This is a genomic window from Streptomyces sp. NPDC058665 (assembly GCF_042714995.1).
In the GTDB taxonomy this organism is placed as follows: domain Bacteria; phylum Actinomycetota; class Actinomycetes; order Streptomycetales; family Streptomycetaceae; genus Streptomyces.
In genome coordinates, this window is sequence record NZ_JBHXRX010000005.1 from 1 (window position 1) to 17,288 (window position 17,288).

Here is a 17,288-nt window from a genome sequence, read left to right on the forward strand (position 1 = left end):
CGCAAGGCGCCGAAGTGCCCGCAGGGTGGTTTCCTGTGGGCACTTCGGCAACGCGGCGAGGTGCCGTGCCAGGCGTTCCGGGCCCGCGAAGATCCGCCGGACAGGACCTATTAAGAGGAGGTCGTGCCCGTGCGCCCCACCGCCCCACTGATCCTCGTCACGGTCCTCGCCGCCGGTGCGCTCACGGCGTGCGGCGGCGGGTCCGGCAGCGATCCGGACACCGTGAAGGTGGCCTACAACAGATCGACGGACAACAAGATCCGCTTCAAGGACAACTATCTGGAGTCCATGAAGAAGCAGTTCGAGAAGGCCAATCCGGGCAAGAAGGTCGAACTGATACCGATCCAGGCCCCCGACAACGACTACGCCACCAAGGCGCAGCAGATGATGCGCTCCCCGAAGACCGCGCCAGACCTGGTCTACGAGGACACCTTCCGTATCAACTCCGACATCAAGGCCGGCTATCTGCGCCCGCTGGACGAGTATCTGGACAAGTGGGATTCCTGGGACCAGTTCGTCGACACGGCGAAGTCGGCCGCCAAGGCGGAGGACGGCAAGACGTACGGCGTACCGGACGGCACGGACACCCGTGGCCTCTGGTTCAACAAGAAGATCTTCGCCAAGGCGGGGCTGCCAGCCGACTGGCGGCCCAAGGACTGGGCGGAGGTCCTGGACGCGGCGCGCACCGTCAAGCGCGAGGTCCCGGACGTGATCCCCCTCAACGTCTACACCGGCAAGGGCCCCGGCGAGGCCGCGGTGATGCAGGGCTTCGAGATGCTGCTGTACGGCACGGGCGCGGACCCGCTCTACGACCCGGCGTCGAAGAAGTGGGTCGCGGGCGACAAGGGCTTCACGGACGCGCTCGACTTCGTACGGACCGTGTACTCAGAGAAGCTGGGGCCCGACGTATCCGACGCGCTCGACCCCAACATCGGTACGCGCGTGGCGACCGAGTTCTTCCCCGATGGCAAGCTGGCGATCTCCCTCGACGGCTCCTGGATGGGGCAGAACTGGATCAACGAGGGCCCCAAGGAGTGGCCCGAGTGGTCCACCGAGCTGGCCCAGACACCGATGCCGACGCAGAACGGGCAGGCGCCCGGCAGCGTGTCGATGTCCGGCGGGTGGGCGTGGTCGATCCCGCAGAAGGCCCAGAACCCCGACCTGGCCTTCGAGTTCATCAAGACGCAGCAGACGAAGGAGAACGCCGTCGAGTGGGATGTCGTCGGCGCGCAGATCGCCGTCCGTAAGGATGTGGCGGCCGATCCCAAGTATCTGAAGTCGATGCCCGGTATCGACTTCTTCACCAAGCTCGTCGAGGTGACCAACTACCGCCCCGCGCTGCCCGTTTACCCGCAGGTGTCGTCCGCGATCGGCGAGGCGATGGAGTCGGTGACGACGGGGGACGCGTCCGCGGCCGAGGCGGCGAAGGAGTACGACGAGCAGTTGAGGACCATCGCCGACGGCGCGGTGGCCGAGAAGTGAGCACGCCTGCCGCGGCGGTGCCGGCGGCGGCACCGTGAGTGCGGTGAGTACGGCGGGCGGGCCCGTGAGCAAGGGCGGGCCCGCCGCGCCGGCCGACGGGCGCGAGAGCCGCGGCGGTCCCAGGGCGCGGGCGTTGCGCTGGCTGCCGCTCGCCCCCGCGACGCTGCTGCTGCTCCTGTTCCTCGCCGGGCCGATCGGCTACTGCGTCTGGATCGCTTTCACCAACACGCAGTTGACCGGCTCGTCCACCTCGGACTTCGTCGGCCTGGCCAACTTCCGGCGGGCCTTCGCGGACGACAACTTCCGTAACGCGGTCTGGCTGACGCTCGTCTTCACCTTCGTGTCGTCGATCGTCGGCCAGAACACCATCGGGCTGGCGCTGGCCGGGCTGATGCGGGCCGCGTCCCGGCCGGTGCGCACCGCGACGGGTGCCGTCGTCATCGCGGCGTGGGTGCTGCCGGAGATCGTCGCGGCGTTCCTGCTGTACGCGTTCTTCCGCCGCGAGGGGACGCTGAACGCCATCCTGGACTGGCTCCATCTGCCGTCCCAGAACTGGCTGTTCACCCTGCCGATCCTGGCGGTGTCGTTCGCCAACGTATGGCGCGGCACGGCGTTCTCCATGCTGATCTACTCCGCCGCGCTGTCCGAGATCCCGAAGGACATCACGGAGGCGGCGGAGGTCGACGGCGCCAACGGGGTGCGCCGGCTGTGGCACATCACGCTGCCGATGATCCGGCGTTCCATCGGCACCAATCTGATGCTCAACACCCTCTCCACGCTGTCCGTCTTCGGTCTGATCTGGGCGATGACACGCGGCGGGCCGGGCAACCGGAGCCAGACGCTGCCGGTGTTCATGTACGACCAGGCGTTCCTCAAGAGCCTGATCGGGTATGGCACGGCGGTCGCGCTGCTGCTGCTTCTCGTGGGCGCGCTGTTCTCGATCGTCTACGTACGCCTGCTCAAGGTGGAGGTGTGATGAAGCGCGCCACACGTGTCCGGCTCGCATCGGACGCGGCTCTGGTCGTGGTGGCCGTGGCCTTCCTGCTTCCGCTGCTGTGGCTGGTGCTGTCCTCGCTCGACGCCGGGGCGGACCTGCGGGTACGGCTGCCGTCCTCGCCGACGACGGAGAATTTCAGCGCCGTCCTCACCGACGAGATCACGTTCACGCCGATGCTCAACAGCCTGCTGCTGTGCGGCAGTGCGACGCTGCTGACGGTGGCGTGCGCGGCCCTGGCGGCGTATCCGCTGTCCCGTTACCGCTCGCGGTTCAGCCGCCCGTATCTGCTGACCATCCTGTTCACGACGTGTCTGCCGATCACCGCGATCATGGTCCCGGTGTACGGGCTGTTCGTCCAGGTCAATCTGATCGACACGATGTACGGCACGTCGCTCTTCCTCGCCACCTCCCAACTGCCCTTCTCCATCTGGCTGATGAAGAACTTCATGGACGGGGTGCCGACCGTCCTGGAGGAGGCGGCGTGGACGGACGGGGCGTCGATGCTCCAGACGCTGACCCGGATCGTGCTGCCGCTGATGGGGCCGGGCATGACGGTCGTGATGATCTACACGTTCATCCAGCTCTGGGGGAACTTCTTCGTCCCCTTCATGCTGCTGCTGTCGCCCGACCAACTGCCCGCGTCCGTCTCGATCTTCACGTTCTTCGGCAACTACGGCTCGGTGATCTACGGGCAGCTCGCGGCGTTCTCGATCCTCTACTCCACGCCGGTGCTGCTGCTCTACATCCTGATCTCACGCCGGCTGGGCGGTGGCTTCGCGCTCGGGGGCGCGGTGAAGGGGTAGAACGCTCCTCCCGCGGGGAGTGAACCGGTTTCCCGCGGGAGCGCGTCGTCGGACCCGTCCTGGAAGATCGTCGACAAGGGCTAGAAGACCGACTCCGCCTCGAACATGCGGTTCTCCGGGACCGTCTTCAGGCGGGTGACCGCCTCCGCCAGGGGCACCATCGCCACCGACGTCCCGTGCAGCGCCGTCATCTTGCCGAAGTCGCCGTTGTGCACCGCCTCCACCGCGTGCCAGCCGAAGCGCGTCGCCAGCACCCTGTCGTACGCCGTCGGTGTGCCCCCGCGCTGCACATGCCCGAGGATCACCGGCCTGGCCTCCTTGCCCATGCGCCGCTCCAGTTCGCCCGCGAGGCGGTTGCCGATGCCCTGGAAGCGCTCGTGGCCGAACTGGTCGATCTCGCCCTTCGTGTAGTGCATCGAGCCCTCCGCCGGATGCGCGCCCTCGGCGACGCAGATGACCGCGAACTTCTTGCCGCGCGCGAAGCGTTCCTCGACCATCTTCACGATGCTGTCGACCTCGAACGGCCGCTCCGGCAGACAGATGCCGTGTGCGCCGCCCGCCATGCCCGACTCCAGGGCGATCCATCCGGCGTGCCGGCCCATCACCTCGACGACCATCACGCGCTGATGCGACTCGGCCGTGGTCTTGAGGCGGTCGATGGCCTCGGTGGCCACCATCACGGCCGTGTCGAAGCCGAACGTGCGGTCGGTGGACGAGATGTCGTTGTCGATCGTCTTCGGTACGCCCACCACGGGCATCCCCGCGTCGGCGAGCATCCGGGCCGCCGTGAGGGTGCCCTCGCCGCCGATCGGGATGAGCGCGTCGATGCCGTACTTTCGCCCCAACTCGTCCGCGCTCTCGGCGGCTTCCCGCAGCCGCCCGCGCTCCAGCCGGGCCGAGCCGAGGATCGTGCCGCCGCGCGCCAGGATGCCGCTGACGGAGTCGAGGTCGAGGGGGCGGTAGTGGCCGTCGAGCAGCCCCTTGAAGCCGTCCTCGAAGCCGATGACCTCGTCCCCGTGCCCGGTCACGGCGCGGTGGACGACCGAACGGATCACGGCGTTCAGGCCGGGACAGTCGCCGCCTGCGGTGAGAACTCCGATACGCATCGCGCTGTGTCTCCTGCTCGCTAAGGATGTGGTCCGGTGCGGGTCCTGCCAGGGGCCTGTCCAGGTCCTGTCTCGGAGGCGCCGTACCTACCCTCACAGGTATTGTCAAGAGGGCTGTGCCACCCTAACGGGCCTAACGGCAGAAACAGGAATTTCCTCCCGCCCCACCACTGCCGGTCCGCACCACCTCCACCATCTTCGCCGAACAGGAGAGCGCGCGTGACACGCAGCGTGTACGTGACCGGGATCGACCGCGGCGACGGCCGGCAGGTCGTCGAGCTGGGGGTCATGGAGGTCCTGACCCGTCAGGTGGACCGGGTGGGTGTCTTCCGCCCGCTGGTCCACGCGAACGGCCCCGACCGCCTCTTCGATCTGCTGCGCGCCCGTTACCGCCTCTCGCAGGACCCGGCGTCCGGCTACGGCCTCGGGTACGCGGAGGCAGCCGGTATCCAGGCCGACGGCGGTACGGACGAGCTGGTCCAGCAGCTCGTGCGGCGCTTCCACGAGGTCGCCAGGGATTACGAGGTGGTGCTCGTCCTCGGCACCGACTTCGCCGACACCCAGCTGCCCGACGAGCTGTCGCTCAACGCGCGGCTGGCCAACGAGTTCGGCGCCTCGGTGATACCGGTGGTCGGCGGCAAGGGCCAGCACGCCGAGTCCGTACAGGCCGAGGCGCGCAACGCCCACCGGGCGTACGCGGTGCTCGGCTGCGACATCCTTGCGATGGTCGTGAACCGGGTCGCCCCCGAGGACCGCGACACGATCGACGCGCAGCTCGGGCAGCAGCTGCCGGTGCCCTGCTACACGCTCCCCGACGAGGCGGCGCTGGCCGCCCCGACCGTCTCGCAGATCACCCGGGCCCTCGGCGGCACGGTGCTGCTCGGTGACGAGGCGGGGCTGGCGCGCGACGCGCTCGACTTCGTCTTCGGCGGGGCGATGCTGCCGAACATGCTGAACGCGCTGACGCCGGGCTGTCTGCTGGTGACACCGGGGGACCGGGCGGATCTGGTGGTGGGCGCGCTCGCCGCGCACTCGGCGGGGACGCCGCCCATCGCGGGCGTTCTGCTGACGCTGGACGAGCGGCCGGCCGACTCGGTCCTCACGCTCGCCTCCCGGCTGGCGCCCGGCACACCGGTCGTCTCGGTGGTCGCGGGGTCCTTCCCGACGGCCGGTGAACTCTTCGCGCTGGAAGGGAAGTTGAACGCCGATACGCCCCGGAAGGCGGAGACCGCCCTGGGGCTCTTCGAGCGGTACGTGGACACCGGCGACCTGCTGGCGCGGATGTCGGTGGTACGCAGCGGCCGGGTGACGCCGATGATGTTCGAGCACGACCTGCTGGAGCAGGCCCGTGCCGTACGCCGCCGGGTCGTCCTGCCGGAGGGCACGGAGGAGCGGGTGCTGCGCGCGGCCGACATACTGCTGCGCCGCGACGTGTGCGACCTGACGCTCCTCGGGGACGTCGACGTCATCAGCAAGAAGGCCGCCGATCTCGGTATCGACCTGGCGGGCACCCAGCTCATCGACCCGGCGGAGGACGAGCTGCGGCAGCGGTTCGCCGTGCGCTACGCGGAGTTGCGCGCCCACCGGGGTGTAACGGTGGAGCTGGCGTACGACGTGGTGGCCGACGTGAACTACTTCGGCACCCTGATGGTCGACGCGGGTCTGGCCGACGGCATGGTGTCGGGCTCGGTCCACTCGACGGCGGCCACGATCCGCCCGGCGTTCGAGATCATAAAGACGAAGGGCGCCGCGCCGGGCGGCGTGGTGGCGGGCGACGGGCGGGCTTCTTCGCCGTCGTCCAGTGTCTCCTCGGTCTTCTTCATGTGCCTGGCCGACAAGGTGCTGGTGTACGGCGACTGCGCCGTCATCCCGGACCCGGACGCCCGGCAGCTCGCGGACATCGCGGTGCAGGCCGCCGAGACGGCGTCCCGGTTCGGGGTCGAGCCCCGGATCGCGATGCTCTCGTACTCGACGGGGACCTCGGGCTCCGGCGCCGACGTCGACAAGGTGCGCGAGGCGACGAAGCTGGTGCGCGCGGCGCGGCCGGAGCTGAAGATCGAGGGGCCGATCCAGTACGACGCCGCAGTGGATCCGAGCGTGGCCGCGACGAAGCTGCCGGACTCGGAGGTGGCGGGGCGCGCGACGGTGCTGATCTTCCCCGACCTGAACACCGGCAACAACACGTACAAGGCCGTGCAGCGTTCGGCGGGCGCGGTGGCGGTGGGCCCGGTGATGCAGGGGCTGCGCAAGCCGGTGAACGACCTCTCGCGCGGCGCCCTCGTCCAGGACATCGTGAACACCGTGGCCATCACGGCCGTCCAGGCGCAGGGCGACGGCGCGTGAGCCCAGGGCCGTACCGCCTGGGCACCCGTCCGCACCGGTCCCGCACAACGCTCCCTCCCCGAAAGGCGAACCACCCGTGACCTCGCAGGCCACCCGAGTCCTCGTACTCAACTCCGGCTCCTCGTCGGTGAAGTACCAGCTGCTGGACATGCGTGACGGCACCCGTCTCGCCGTCGGTCTCGTCGAGCGCATCGGCGAGAGCACCTCGCGCCTGGTGCACACGCCGGCCGGCGAGGGCGCGCGCGAGCGTACGGAGCGGATCGCCGACCACGAGCAGGCACTGAAGGCCGTCGCCGCCGAACTGGCCCTGGACGGCACCGGCATCGACTCCCCCGATCTGGCGGCGATCGGTCACCGGGTGGTGCACGGCGGGGCGGAGTTCAGCGCCCCGACGGTGATCGACGACGCCGTACTCGCGGAGATCGAGCGGCTGGTGCCCGTAGCGCCGCTGCACAACCCGGCGAACATCACCGGCATCAGGACGGCGCGGGCGCTCCGTCCCGACCTGCCGCAGGTCGCGGTCTTCGACACCGCGTTCCACACGACGATGCCGGAGCACGCCGCGCGGTACGCGATCGACGTCGAGACGGCCGACGCGCACCGGATCCGGCGCTACGGCTTCCACGGCACGTCGCACGCGTATGTCTCCCGGCGCACGGCCGAGCTGCTGGGCCGCCCGCCGGAGGAGCTGAACCTGATCGTGCTGCACCTGGGCAACGGGGCGTCGGCGTCGGCCGTCGCCGGCGGGCGCTGCGTGGACACCTCGATGGGGCTGACCCCCTTGGAGGGGCTGGTGATGGGTACGCGCTCCGGAGACATCGATCCGGCGGTGGTCTTCCATCTGGAGCGGGTCGCGGGAATGGACACCGACGAGATCGACGAACTGCTCAACAAGAAGAGCGGGCTGATGGGACTGTGCGGCGACAACGACATGCGGGAGATCCGCCGCCGGGTGGACGAGGGTGACGAGCGGGCCCGGCTGGCCTTCGGCATTTACATCCACCGGCTGAAGAAGTACATCGGCGCCTATTACGCGGTACTCGGCCGGGTGGACGCGGTGGTGTTCACCGCGGGCGTCGGCGAGAACGCGGCGCCCGTACGGGAAGCCGCGACGGCCGGACTGGACGGGTTGGGGCTGGTCGTGGACGCGGAGCTCAACTCCGTACGGTCCGGCGAACCGCGCCTCGTGTCGCCGGCACACGCGCGCGTCGCGGTCGCCGTCGTACCGACGGATGAGGAAATGGAGATCGCCCGCCAGACCTTCGCATTGGTCGACGCCTGAGCGCCACCCCGCCCATTTGTACTTTCCGCCAGACGGAATATTCCGTGGCGAAACAAACCGATAGGATCCGCCTTATGCGCCGTTCCAAAATTGTCTGCACACTTGGCCCCGCCGTCGACTCGTACGAGCAGTTGAAAGCGCTCATCGAGGCCGGTATGAACGTGGCCCGACTGAATATGAGCCACGGGTCCCATCCCGAGCACGAGGAGCGGTACCACCGCGTCCGGAAGGCGGCCGAGGCCACCGGCCGGGCCGTGGGCGTGCTCGTCGACCTCCAGGGCCCGAAGATCCGTCTGGAGACCTTCGCCGAGGGTCCCGTCGAGCTGATGCGCGGCGACGAGTTCATCATCACGACCGAGGATGTCCCCGGCGACAAGGGCATCTGCGGCACCACCTACAAGGGCCTGCCGGGCGATGTCACCAAGGGCGACCAGATCCTGATCAACGACGGCAACGTCGAACTCCGGGTGACCGAGGTCGAGGGCCCGCGGGTCAAGTCGCTGGTCGTCGAGGGCGGGGTCATCTCCGACCACAAGGGCATCAACCTGCCGGGTACGGCGGTCAATGTGCCGGCGCTCTCCGAGAAGGACGTCGAGGACCTGCGCTTCGCCCTGCGGATGGGCTGCGACATGATCGCGCTGTCCTTCGTGCGCGACGCGGACGACATCAACGACGTACACAAGATCATGGATGAGGAGGGCCGCCGGGTCCCCGTCATCGCGAAGGTCGAGAAGCCGCAGGCCGTCGCCAACATGGAGGCTGTCGTCGCCGCGTTCGACAGCATCATGGTGGCCCGTGGCGACCTGGCGGTCGAGTATCCGCTCGAAAAGGTCCCGATGGTGCAGAAGCGCCTCATCGAACTGTGCCGCCGCAACGCCAAGCCGGTGATCGTGGCGACCCAGATGATGGAGTCGATGATCACCAACTCCCGCCCGACGCGCGCCGAGGCGTCGGACGTGGCGAACGCGATCCTGGACGGGGCCGACGCGGTCATGCTGTCGGCGGAGTCGTCCGTCGGCGCGTATCCGATCGAGACGGTCAAGACTATGTCGAAGATCGTCGTCGCGGCCGAGACCGAGCTGCTGTCCAAGGGCCTCCAGCCGCTCGTGGCGGGCAAGAAGCCCCGTACGCAGGGTGGTTCGGTCGCCCGCGCGGCGTGCGAGATCGCGGACTTCCTGGGCGGCAAGGCGCTGGTCGCGTTCACCCAGTCCGGCGACACCGCCCGCCGGCTGTCGCGCTACCGCACCATTCAGCCGATCCTCGCCTTCACCTCGGACCCCGCGACGCGCAACCAGCTCTCGCTGAGCTGGGGCGTGGAGTCCTTCGTCGTACCGCACGTGAACACCACCGACGCGATGGTCGACCTCGTGGACGCGGAGCTGCTGAAGCTTCAGCGCTACAGCGAGTCGGACACGATGATCATCACGGCCGGCTCGCCGCCCGGCGTCCCCGGCACGACGAACATGGTGCGTGTCCACCGGCTGGGAGACACCCGCGTCGTCCAGGGCTGAACAGGGGCCGGACACCGACCGCAGAGCGGGCCGCACAGTCAGCTGTGCGGCCCGTCGTGCGTGGGGGGACGGCGGCGTCTTCTCGACGCGCGTGCGCGTCAGTCGGTGATGTAGTTGTTGAGTCCGGGAACGGTGAGTGTGCCGCCGAACTGGCCCGCCTGAAGGACCTCGACGTCCGTGAAGAACGCGAACGGGACGTTGAGCGGGGGCGGGGTGTCGGGGCTGAACTCGATCGGGATCAGCCCGAACAGATTGCCCGTCAACTTCTCTGTGTACATGGTGACTTGGCCGTCGCGGATGGTCGACGTGGAGCCCTGCCTGCTCGCCACGTGCGCCGTGCGGCCCTCCGGGTAGACAACCTTCTGGTGCAGGTCCTTGATGTCCACCTCCGAGGATGTGAACTTCAGGGCCTTCTTGATCTTGCCGCTGCCCGTCTTCACCTCGACGATGCCGTGGTAGTCCAGACCCCGCAGCGTGAGCTTGGTGCTCTCCAGCTTCCACGGGTCGTCCGGCAACAGCGGGATGCCGGGCTCCAGTTCAGCGGCGGCCAGCGCCTCCGGGTCGGCCTCCGGGCAGGGGAAGCGCGGCTTGCCGTCGGCGCCCTCGGGGATGTCGTCGTCCTTGCGGGCTTCGAGGCCCTTCGCGGCGTCGTCCAGCTCCTCGACCTCAGCCCCGGCCTTGTCCGCGGCGTCCCTGATGGCGTCCTCGGTGCGGTCGGCGGCGCTGTCGTCGTCACCGGACTTGTCGGAGTCCGAGTCGGAGTCCGCGTCCGACCGCGGCTTGTCGCTGTCGGGCTTGTCCGTCCCTGCACCGGCGTCCGTGCCGGAGTCCGCGGGCTTCTCCTCGTCGGGCTTCTCGGGCGACGGGTCGGCCGGCTCGTCCGTCTCCTTCTCCGGTACGCCGAGAAGGTCGCCCAGCGCGTCCCCCAGACCCAGCGGGTCCAGCGGGTCCTTGGACTTCGAACCGCTCGGCTCCGGCGCGGGCTCCTTGGGCGCGGCGGGCTTGTCCGCGTCGGACGCGGGCGGCGTCCCCCCGGGCGAGGGCTCGGGACCGTCGTCGTCCCCGTCATCGCCCGCGGGAGGCTTCGGCCCGTCCGTGGAATCCCCTGACGGATCCCCGGACGAATCGCCTGACGCCTCGTCCGACGGCTTCTCGGACGGCTTCTCGGACGGCGACGCCGACTCCTCCGGCGGCTCGTCGGAACGCGTGACGCACGGCCCCGGCGCGAACGGGATGTCCTTGTCGCCTTCGGCGAGCGCGAGCCGGGGCGTCAGCCCCATCCCGACGAACACCGCCGTGGGCATCGCGGCCAGTGCGAACGCCTTGCCGGCCGGGATCTGGAGCTTCGTCAGCAGCGACTTCCTGGGGGCGGCGTGGCGCGGGCCGCTTCTCTCGCGGGCCTGCCCGCCGCCGGCCGTCTCCGACCGCGTGTCCTCACCCCGCACTGTTCCTCCCGCCGTTGGCATGGACAGTCGTGTCCGTCAGATTCGGGCCCCCGTCATGCGGGCCGGGGAGAAAAGGGTCGTCCCCGCCCCCGTCCGGGGTGCCCTGGTCGACGGCACCGTCGGGTGTGAACGTCTGCCGCCGTACGGCCGCGTGCTTGGCCGGCCGGCCGTCACCCGGATCGTCGGCGTGCTCCTCGTCCGGATCCACCGGCCGGCCGGGCGCCCACGATATGGAGAGACCTCCGCCGATGAGGGCGAGGATGGCGCCCATCATGAATCCACCGAGGTTGGACACGGGGATCGAGACGAGTCCCAGGAGGATCGTGGCGACGCCGGCGAAGACCCGCACGATGCTCTGGAACCACATCGTCAGACCCAGCGTGACGAGCAGGACACCGATGATCAGCGAGCCGGCGCCCGCCGTGGTGGCCATCGTCAGGGTGAGATGGCCCAACTTCAGTTCGGCGTAAGGGAAGTAGGCGATCGGCACTCCGCTCAGGAGTGTCAGAAGCCCCGCCCAGAAAGGCCGAGTACCCCGCCAGGCGCGGAAGCGCAGCCGCCAGTACGTGAATCGGCCGCGGGGCTCCGAAGACTCGGCGCTCATGGAAAACAGCTCCCTGGTACCGGTGTTGCTGTGAGAGATTTGGGGAGTGGGCGGACGCGACCGCGTCAGACGGGGCGCGCCCGCCCAGGGGGCGAAGTGCTCAGGACCCGGTCAGGGTCTAGTAGCACTCCTTGACGCCCTTGTGCAGCTTCAGGCTCAGACCGCTGAGCTCGAAGGTGCCGGCCGTGGTCGCCCACGCCGTCTGCCTCACATCGGTCAGCGTCGCCTCTTCGGCGCGCTGCGCGAAGCCGAACGGGTTGACCTTCTTCTCGGTCCCCGGCTGGATCCTCGTGTCGCCGGCCGCCACACCGATGTCGATGTTCTTGAACTTGGCGTCGGCTTCGAGCTGGGCGACGTCCAGATACAGGTTGGTCGCCTTGACCGGCTTCTGGGTGTCCCGGCCGGCACGCAGCTCAAGGCTGATGTTGCCGAAGATCGGGACGTCCGGAGTGACCACCGACTGGCACATGTTGCTGATCGTGGCCGAGCTGAAGCCGGAAACGGCCACCGGATGGGCCGTCTTGTTGCCCTTGAGATCGGTGCCGTCGGCGAGGCTGCCGTACTGAACGAAGTCCTGGCCCACCAACTGGTCGGCCGAGACCTTGAAACTCTGCCCCGACACACTGAACGACGCGGCGAGCGCGCCCTGTGCGAGAGCGACACCTATCGCGGCCGTGGCGGCCACGCTCGGCACCATGACGACGGCGAACCGCTTCCATCTGGTCCCGCCACGTGCTTGGGACTCCATCACTTTCCTCCTTCTCGGACGTACATCTCCGGATCGGGCCTCGGCCCGTCCTGGGATGGGAGAAGTGCTACGTCCTCGGGAAGGAGAGCGTCCGTGCGTTCACGCGGACCGGGCCGCGTCAGAATCACCGACGATCACCCCCGAGCGACAACCACTGGACCACGCGTGGCGCGTGGCCGCCGGACAGGCCCCGCCGGTCGGCGGGAACCCCCCTGTCCGTGGGTCGGCGCCACTGCTCCGCCGGCCCGCCCGGTGGGGATCCAACTCGCGGTGGCCACGGCCGGATCGCCGCGCCGGTGCGCTGTTGGACCGAGCGTGGACGATCGTGGTGTATTCGCGCTCGGGACACAAGGGGGTTCGTTACTGGCTGGTAATGGGAGGCTGTCCGAGGGGCGACGGGGCGCCGTCGGGCGGGCACGCAGGGTGCCTCGAATCGCCCCGACAGAACTCGCGAATACCGCCAATAACCGGACAGAACAAGCCGGTTGATTTACTCGCAGTAACAGCAACCCCGTTTTACCAAGTTTTGGTAAAACGGGGTCGTCGGTGTCTTCGGTTGGGCAAATCGTTACGCGCCGCCCGGGAGGGCGGCACGGAGCCGGTGCGGCGTCAGAAAAGAACCCGGGCGAGTGCCGACCGGGCCGCGGTCACCCGGGGGTCGTCCGAGCCGATCACTTCGAAGAGTTCGAGCAGCCGCAGCCGCGCCTTGTCCCGGTCGTCCCCCGCCGTGCGCCGTACGGTCTCGACCAACCGGCCGAAGGCGTCGTCCACATGACCGCCGACCAGATCGAGGTCGGCGGCGGTGATCTGCGCACCGACGTCGCCGGGCTGCTCCGCCGCGTCCTTGCGCACCTGCTGCGGGTCCAACCCCTGGACCCGGGCGAGCAGTTCGGCCTGGGCGAGACCGAGCTTGGCCTCCGTGTTGCCGGGGTCGTCCGCGAGCACGTTGCGATACGCCTGCGCGGCGCCGCCGAAGTCGTTGGCGTCCAGGGCTCGTACGGCGGCTTCGAGCAGCGCGTCGTACGGACCCACCTGCTCCACCGGCTCGGCGCCCTCGTCCGCCGCGCCTGCCTCCGCGTCGACGGTCAGGCCGGTGAGCCCGAAGCGCTGCTCGCCGACCTGGATCAGCTGGTCGAGGGTCTCGCGGATCTGGGTCTCCGGGGCCGCGCCCTGGAAGAGGGGCAGCGCCTGGCCGGCCACCACGGCGAAGACCGCCGGGATGCCCTGGATCTGGAACTGCTGCATCAACATCTGGTTCGCGTCGACGTCGACCTTGGCAAGAACGAACCGGCCGTTGTACTCCCGGGCCAGCCGCTCCAGCACGGGGCTGAGCTGCTTGCACGGCTCGCACCACTCGGCCCAGAAGTCGATGACGACCGGGACCTCGGCGGAGCGCTGGAGGACGTCGCGCTCGAAGCCCGCCTCGTCGACGTCGATCACCAGGCTGGAGGGGGGTACGGCACCGGTGTCGCCCCGACGGGCCGCCTCGGCGCGGGTTTGCTCGGCCTTGGCCTTGGCCTCACCGGCCGCCTTCACCGCGGCGAGATCGACGACGCCGCTCATGGACATGTTCCTAGGCTGCATGAGTACATCCTCCCCTCTCCGCGCGCGCAAGTGAAAAGCAATCGGACAGTTCGCACCGCCCACACAGAACCGCGCCCACCTCCGGACCCCCCGCGGGCTGCGGGGCGCACGGGCGGACACGGTCGTCACGCCTCACCTGGCCCCGCGCATGACCTGAACACGAACGGGGCAAGTCCCCCGTGGGGGACATGGGTTCGGTAGGGGTCCCCACCCCGTACCAGTGGTCGTCGCTCAAGAACCGCCTGAGAAGAAACGGTCTTTCGCTACGGGTCGTAGCGTAACCGCAACCTCCCCCGTACGTGTGAGATTCATCCGGTGAACTGACTCACAACGGATTGGCTACCGACGGGTATGGTCGCGGGCATGCTGAGCCGCCGCCACGACAGTCCCGCCCGTTCCGGCCGCCCCCGCAGCGCCGCGGCCGACACCGCGATCCTGCTGGCGACGCGGGCGGCGCTGGTGGAACTGGGCTGGTCCAAGCTGTCGATGGGGGACGTCGCCGCACGCGCGGGCGTCGCCAAGACGACGCTGTACCGGCGCTGGGCGAGCAAACACGAGTTGGTGGTCGACGCGGTCGCCCTCATCTTCGACGAGATCGAGATCCACGACCGGGGCAGCCTCACGGCCGACATCGAGGGCGTGGTGCTCCAGTTCGCCGCCCTGCTGGAGCGGCCGGAGACCAAGACGGCGCTGATGGCGGTGGTCGCCGAGTCGACGCGGGACGACGCGCTGCGGGGCCGGATCCGTACGGCGATCGTCGACCGGCAGAAGGGCCTGGTGCTCAAGGGCCGTGAACGGGCGCAGGCACGGGGCGAGTTGGCGTACGAGAGCGATCCGGGGACATCGGCCCGCAACGCCGACCTGATCTTCGACGTGATCGCGGGAGCGGTGGTGCACCGGACGCTGGTGAGCGCGGAGCCGGTGGACGAGGACTGGGCGCGGAGCTTCACGCTGCTGCTGGTGGGAGGACTCGCCGCGATCCAGGGCTCCTAGGTCCTGGCCGTGTGCGCGGAGTCCCTTGACCTCAAGTCGGCTTGGGGTTCTAGCGTCGCGGCCGTACCGATCCCGCGGATCACACCCGATCCCGCACCACGGAGGACGCCGCCATGACCGTGTCGCAGTACACGACCGAGGAACTGGCCACCCAGCCCATCGGCTACTGGAGCGGCGCGACCATGCGCCGTGTCGTCGGCAGCATCCGCGCGGAGCTGGCCGCCGAGCGGCTCACCCAGCCGCACTGGTGGACGCTCAACCATGTCGCGGGCGCGCCCGGCGCATGGGGCCGGGCCCGGCTCACCGAGCAGCTCACGCCCTACGACGACCAGGTCAGCGACTTCGACGCCGTGTACGCCGATCTGACCGACCGCGGCTGGCTGGCCGAGGAGTCGGGCACGTTCGTCCTCACCGAGGCGGGCGAGGCCGGCCGGCTCCGCGCCCGGGAGCGGCTCATGAAGGTCAACGAGCGGGTGCACCAGGGCATCACGCCGGACGAGTACGCGGCGGCCCTGAACGTCCTGCGCCGCATGATCGACAACCTGGGCGGCGACAGCGACCTGCCGCGCACCAGCCCGCGGGCCGGCGGCTGAGGCGCCCGGCGCCCACCGCACGCCGCGGTGTCCACGGGGCTGTGCGGTGTCAGAAGCCGGGCGGTTCCGTGTACGAGCCCCACTCGTCCCGCAGTACGCCGCAGATCTCGCCCAGCGTCGCCTCCGCGCGGACCGCCTCCAGCATCGGGCCGATCATGTTCGACCCGTCGCGCGCGGCGGCCAGCATCGCGTCCAGCGCCGTACGGACACGGGCGTCGTCGCGGGCGGCCTTGCGCTCCGCCAGCTCCACCACCTGGTCGCGCTCGACCTCGTGGCTGACACGCAGGATCTCCAGGTCGCCGGTGACCGAGCCGTGGTGGACGTTGACGCCGACGACGCGCTTCTCGCCCTTCTCCAGCGCGCGCTGGTACTGGAACGCGGACTCCGCGATCTCGCCGGTGAACCAGCCGTCCTCGATGCCGCGCAGAATGCCCGACGTCATCGGGCCGATGGGGTGCCGCCCGTCGGGGTGCGCCCGCAGGCCGCGCTCCTTGATCTGCTCGAAGATCTTCTCCGCGTCGGCCTCGATGCGGTCCGTGAGCTGCTCGACGTACCAGGAACCGCCCAGCGGGTCCGCGACATTGGCGACGCCGGTCTCCTCCATCAGCACCTGCTGCGTCCGGAGCGCGATCTCGGCGGCCTGCTCGCTGGGCAGCGCCAGCGTCTCGTCCAGGGCGTTGGTGTGCAGCGAGTTGGTGCCGCCCAGGACCGCCGAGAGGGCCTCGACCGCGGTCCGTACGACGTTGTTGTACGGCTGCTGCGCGGTGAGCGAGACGCCCGCCGTCTGGGTGTGGAAGCGCAGCCATTGGGCCTTGTCCGTCCGCGCGCCGTACATCTCCTTCATCCAGCGCGCCCAGATCCGGCGCGCGGCGCGGAACTTGGCGATCTCCTCGAAGAAGTCGAGATGCGCGTCGAAGAAGAAGGAGAGGCCGGGCGCGAAGACGTCGACGTCCATGCCGCGCGAGAGGCCCAGCTCCACATAGCCGAAGCCGTCGGCGAGGGTGTACGCGAGTTCCTGCGCGGCCGTGGCCCCGGCCTCGCGGATGTGGTAGCCGGAGACGGAGAGCGGCTTGTACGCGGGGATGGACGCCGCGCAGTGCTCCATCAGGTCGCCGATCAGGCGCAGATGGGGCTCGGGCTGGAAGAGCCACTCCTTCTGGGCGATGTACTCCTTGAAGATGTCGGTCTGGAGCGTGCCGTTCAGTACGCCGGGGTCGATGCCCTGGCGCTCGGCGGCGACCAGGTACATGCAGAAGACCGGGACGGCGGGGCCGCTGATGGTCATGGACGTCGTGACGTCACCGAGCGGGAGGTCGCCGAAGAGGATCTCCATGTCGGCGGCGGAGTCGATCGCGACGCCGCAGTGGCCGACCTCGCCGAGTGAGCGCGGGTCGTCGGAGTCGCGGCCCATGAGGGTCGGCATGTCGAAGGCCACGGAGAGACCGCCGCCGCCGTTGGCGAGGATGGTCTTGTAGCGCTCGTTCGTCTGGCGCGCGTTGCCGAAGCCCGCGAACTGGCGGATCGTCCACGTACGGCCCCGGTAGCCGGTCGCGTACAGGCCGCGGGTGAAGGGGTACTCACCCGGCCAGCCGATCCGCTCGAAGCCCTCGTACGTGTCACCCGGACGCGGTCCGTAGACCGGCTCGACGGGATCGCCGGAGAGCGTGCTGAAGTCCGCGTCGCGCTTGCGGGCCTTGTCGTAACGGGCCTGCCAGCGCTGGCGGCCTTCCTCGATGGCTGCGGTGTCGGCGTGCGCGTGAGCATCCATACCTCGAATTTACTAGGACGTCCTAGTAA

General features: G+C 69.4%; 14 protein-coding genes. 8 read left to right on the plus strand and 6 right to left on the minus strand.

The features are described from left to right. The first annotated feature begins 129 nt into the window (after nt 1–129). The 3 genes from ACFWV8_RS04125 (at nt 130) to ACFWV8_RS04135 (ending at nt 3,282) form a co-directional block, all read left to right on the plus strand. Nucleotides 130–1,482: an extracellular solute-binding protein gene (locus ACFWV8_RS04125; RefSeq protein WP_384197807.1), complete on the plus strand. Its 1,353-nt coding sequence runs from the start codon at nt 130–132 to the stop codon at nt 1,480–1,482. Between the two features lie 133 nt (nt 1,483–1,615). Further along, nucleotides 1,616–2,458, plus strand: coding sequence for a carbohydrate ABC transporter permease (locus ACFWV8_RS04130; RefSeq protein ID WP_384198065.1), 843 nt, complete (start codon nt 1,616–1,618; stop codon nt 2,456–2,458). Then, complete coding sequence (locus tag ACFWV8_RS04135) at nt 2,458–3,282, plus strand: carbohydrate ABC transporter permease (protein WP_384197809.1); 825 nt, start codon at nt 2,458–2,460, stop codon at nt 3,280–3,282. The genes ACFWV8_RS04130 and ACFWV8_RS04135 overlap by 1 nt, the downstream gene beginning before the upstream one ends. Before the next feature lie 80 nt (nt 3,283–3,362). Here the strand turns inward: ACFWV8_RS04135 and ACFWV8_RS04140 are convergent, their stop codons facing one another. Beyond that, entirely contained in the window at nt 3,363–4,388 is a 1,026-nt protein-coding gene (locus tag ACFWV8_RS04140; RefSeq protein WP_329381384.1) for an ATP-dependent 6-phosphofructokinase, read from the minus strand. Nucleotides 4,389–4,607: 219 nt separating this feature from the next. Between ACFWV8_RS04140 and pta the strand changes: the two genes are divergently transcribed. The 3 genes from pta to pyk all read left to right on the plus strand — a co-directional run bounded on the left by pta (nt 4,608) and on the right by pyk (nt 9,524). Beyond that, the gene (gene pta / locus ACFWV8_RS04145; RefSeq protein ID WP_384197811.1) at nt 4,608–6,731 is read left to right on the plus strand and encodes a phosphate acetyltransferase; all 2,124 of its coding nucleotides are present in this window, start codon (nt 4,608–4,610) and stop codon (nt 6,729–6,731) included. 76 nt (nt 6,732–6,807) lie between these two features. After that, on the plus strand, nt 6,808–8,013 hold the full coding sequence (locus tag ACFWV8_RS04150) for an acetate kinase (RefSeq protein WP_384197813.1): 1,206 nt from the start codon (nt 6,808–6,810) through the stop codon (nt 8,011–8,013). A 74-nt stretch (nt 8,014–8,087) separates the two neighbouring features. Further along, entirely contained in the window at nt 8,088–9,524 is a 1,437-nt protein-coding gene (gene pyk, locus ACFWV8_RS04155; protein ID WP_384197814.1) for a pyruvate kinase, read from the plus strand. Between the two features lie 98 nt (nt 9,525–9,622). Here the strand turns inward: pyk and ACFWV8_RS04160 are convergent, their stop codons facing one another. The 4 genes from ACFWV8_RS04160 to ACFWV8_RS04175 all read right to left on the minus strand — a co-directional run bounded on the left by ACFWV8_RS04160 (nt 9,623) and on the right by ACFWV8_RS04175 (nt 13,905). Beyond that, nucleotides 9,623–10,969 (minus strand): hypothetical protein, encoded by a 1,347-nt coding sequence (locus ACFWV8_RS04160; protein WP_384197816.1) that lies wholly within the window; start codon nt 10,967–10,969, stop codon nt 9,623–9,625. Further along, nucleotides 10,959–11,573, minus strand: coding sequence for a DUF6114 domain-containing protein (locus ACFWV8_RS04165; RefSeq protein ID WP_384197817.1), 615 nt, complete (start codon nt 11,571–11,573; stop codon nt 10,959–10,961). The genes ACFWV8_RS04160 and ACFWV8_RS04165 overlap by 11 nt, the downstream gene beginning before the upstream one ends. 118 nt (nt 11,574–11,691) lie before the next feature. Next, on the minus strand, nt 11,692–12,321 hold the full coding sequence (locus ACFWV8_RS04170; protein WP_384197819.1) for a DUF6230 family protein: 630 nt from the start codon (nt 12,319–12,321) through the stop codon (nt 11,692–11,694). A gap of 609 nt (nt 12,322–12,930) precedes the next feature. Next, a complete protein-coding gene (locus ACFWV8_RS04175; RefSeq protein WP_384197821.1) occupies nt 12,931–13,905 on the minus strand; it encodes a tetratricopeptide repeat protein in 975 nt (324 codons plus the stop codon). Between the two features lie 363 nt (nt 13,906–14,268). Here ACFWV8_RS04175 and ACFWV8_RS04180 point away from each other — a divergent pair, with 363 nt between their 5' ends. Both ACFWV8_RS04180 and ACFWV8_RS04185 read left to right on the plus strand, forming a co-directional pair. Next, nucleotides 14,269–14,898, plus strand: coding sequence for a TetR/AcrR family transcriptional regulator (locus tag ACFWV8_RS04180; protein ID WP_384197823.1), 630 nt, complete (start codon nt 14,269–14,271; stop codon nt 14,896–14,898). Between the two features lie 113 nt (nt 14,899–15,011). Then, nucleotides 15,012–15,491 carry a MarR family transcriptional regulator gene (locus tag ACFWV8_RS04185; RefSeq protein ID WP_384197825.1) on the plus strand — a complete coding sequence of 160 codons (480 nt, stop codon included), beginning with the start codon at nt 15,012–15,014 and terminating at the stop codon, nt 15,489–15,491. 49 nt (nt 15,492–15,540) lie between these two features. Here ACFWV8_RS04185 and ACFWV8_RS04190 read toward each other — a convergent pair whose 3' ends face one another. After that, nucleotides 15,541–17,259 (minus strand): methylmalonyl-CoA mutase, encoded by a 1,719-nt coding sequence (locus ACFWV8_RS04190; protein WP_384197827.1) that lies wholly within the window; start codon nt 17,257–17,259, stop codon nt 15,541–15,543. Nucleotides 17,260–17,288: the final 29 nt, after the last annotated feature.

Bases quoted from the DNA above. Each gene is read 5' to 3' on its own strand.
- ACFWV8_RS04170 (WP_384197819.1), bottom strand. From the start codon at position 12,321: ATGGAGTCCCAAGCACGTGGCGGGACCAGATGGAAGCGGTTCGCCGTC.
- ACFWV8_RS04140 (WP_329381384.1), bottom strand. From the start codon at position 4,388: ATGCGTATCGGAGTTCTCACCGCAGGCGGCGACTGTCCCGGCCTGAAC.
- ACFWV8_RS04165 (WP_384197817.1), bottom strand. From the start codon at position 11,573: ATGAGCGCCGAGTCTTCGGAGCCCCGCGGCCGATTCACGTACTGGCGG.
- ACFWV8_RS04175 (WP_384197821.1), bottom strand. From the start codon at position 13,905: ATGCAGCCTAGGAACATGTCCATGAGCGGCGTCGTCGATCTCGCCGCG.
- ACFWV8_RS04180 (WP_384197823.1), top strand. From the start codon at position 14,269: ATGCTGAGCCGCCGCCACGACAGTCCCGCCCGTTCCGGCCGCCCCCGC.
- ACFWV8_RS04185 (WP_384197825.1), top strand. From the start codon at position 15,012: ATGACCGTGTCGCAGTACACGACCGAGGAACTGGCCACCCAGCCCATC.
- ACFWV8_RS04190 (WP_384197827.1), bottom strand. From the start codon at position 17,259: ATGGATGCTCACGCGCACGCCGACACCGCAGCCATCGAGGAAGGCCGC.
- pyk (WP_384197814.1), top strand. From the start codon at position 8,088: ATGCGCCGTTCCAAAATTGTCTGCACACTTGGCCCCGCCGTCGACTCG.
- ACFWV8_RS04135 (WP_384197809.1), top strand. From the start codon at position 2,458: ATGAAGCGCGCCACACGTGTCCGGCTCGCATCGGACGCGGCTCTGGTC.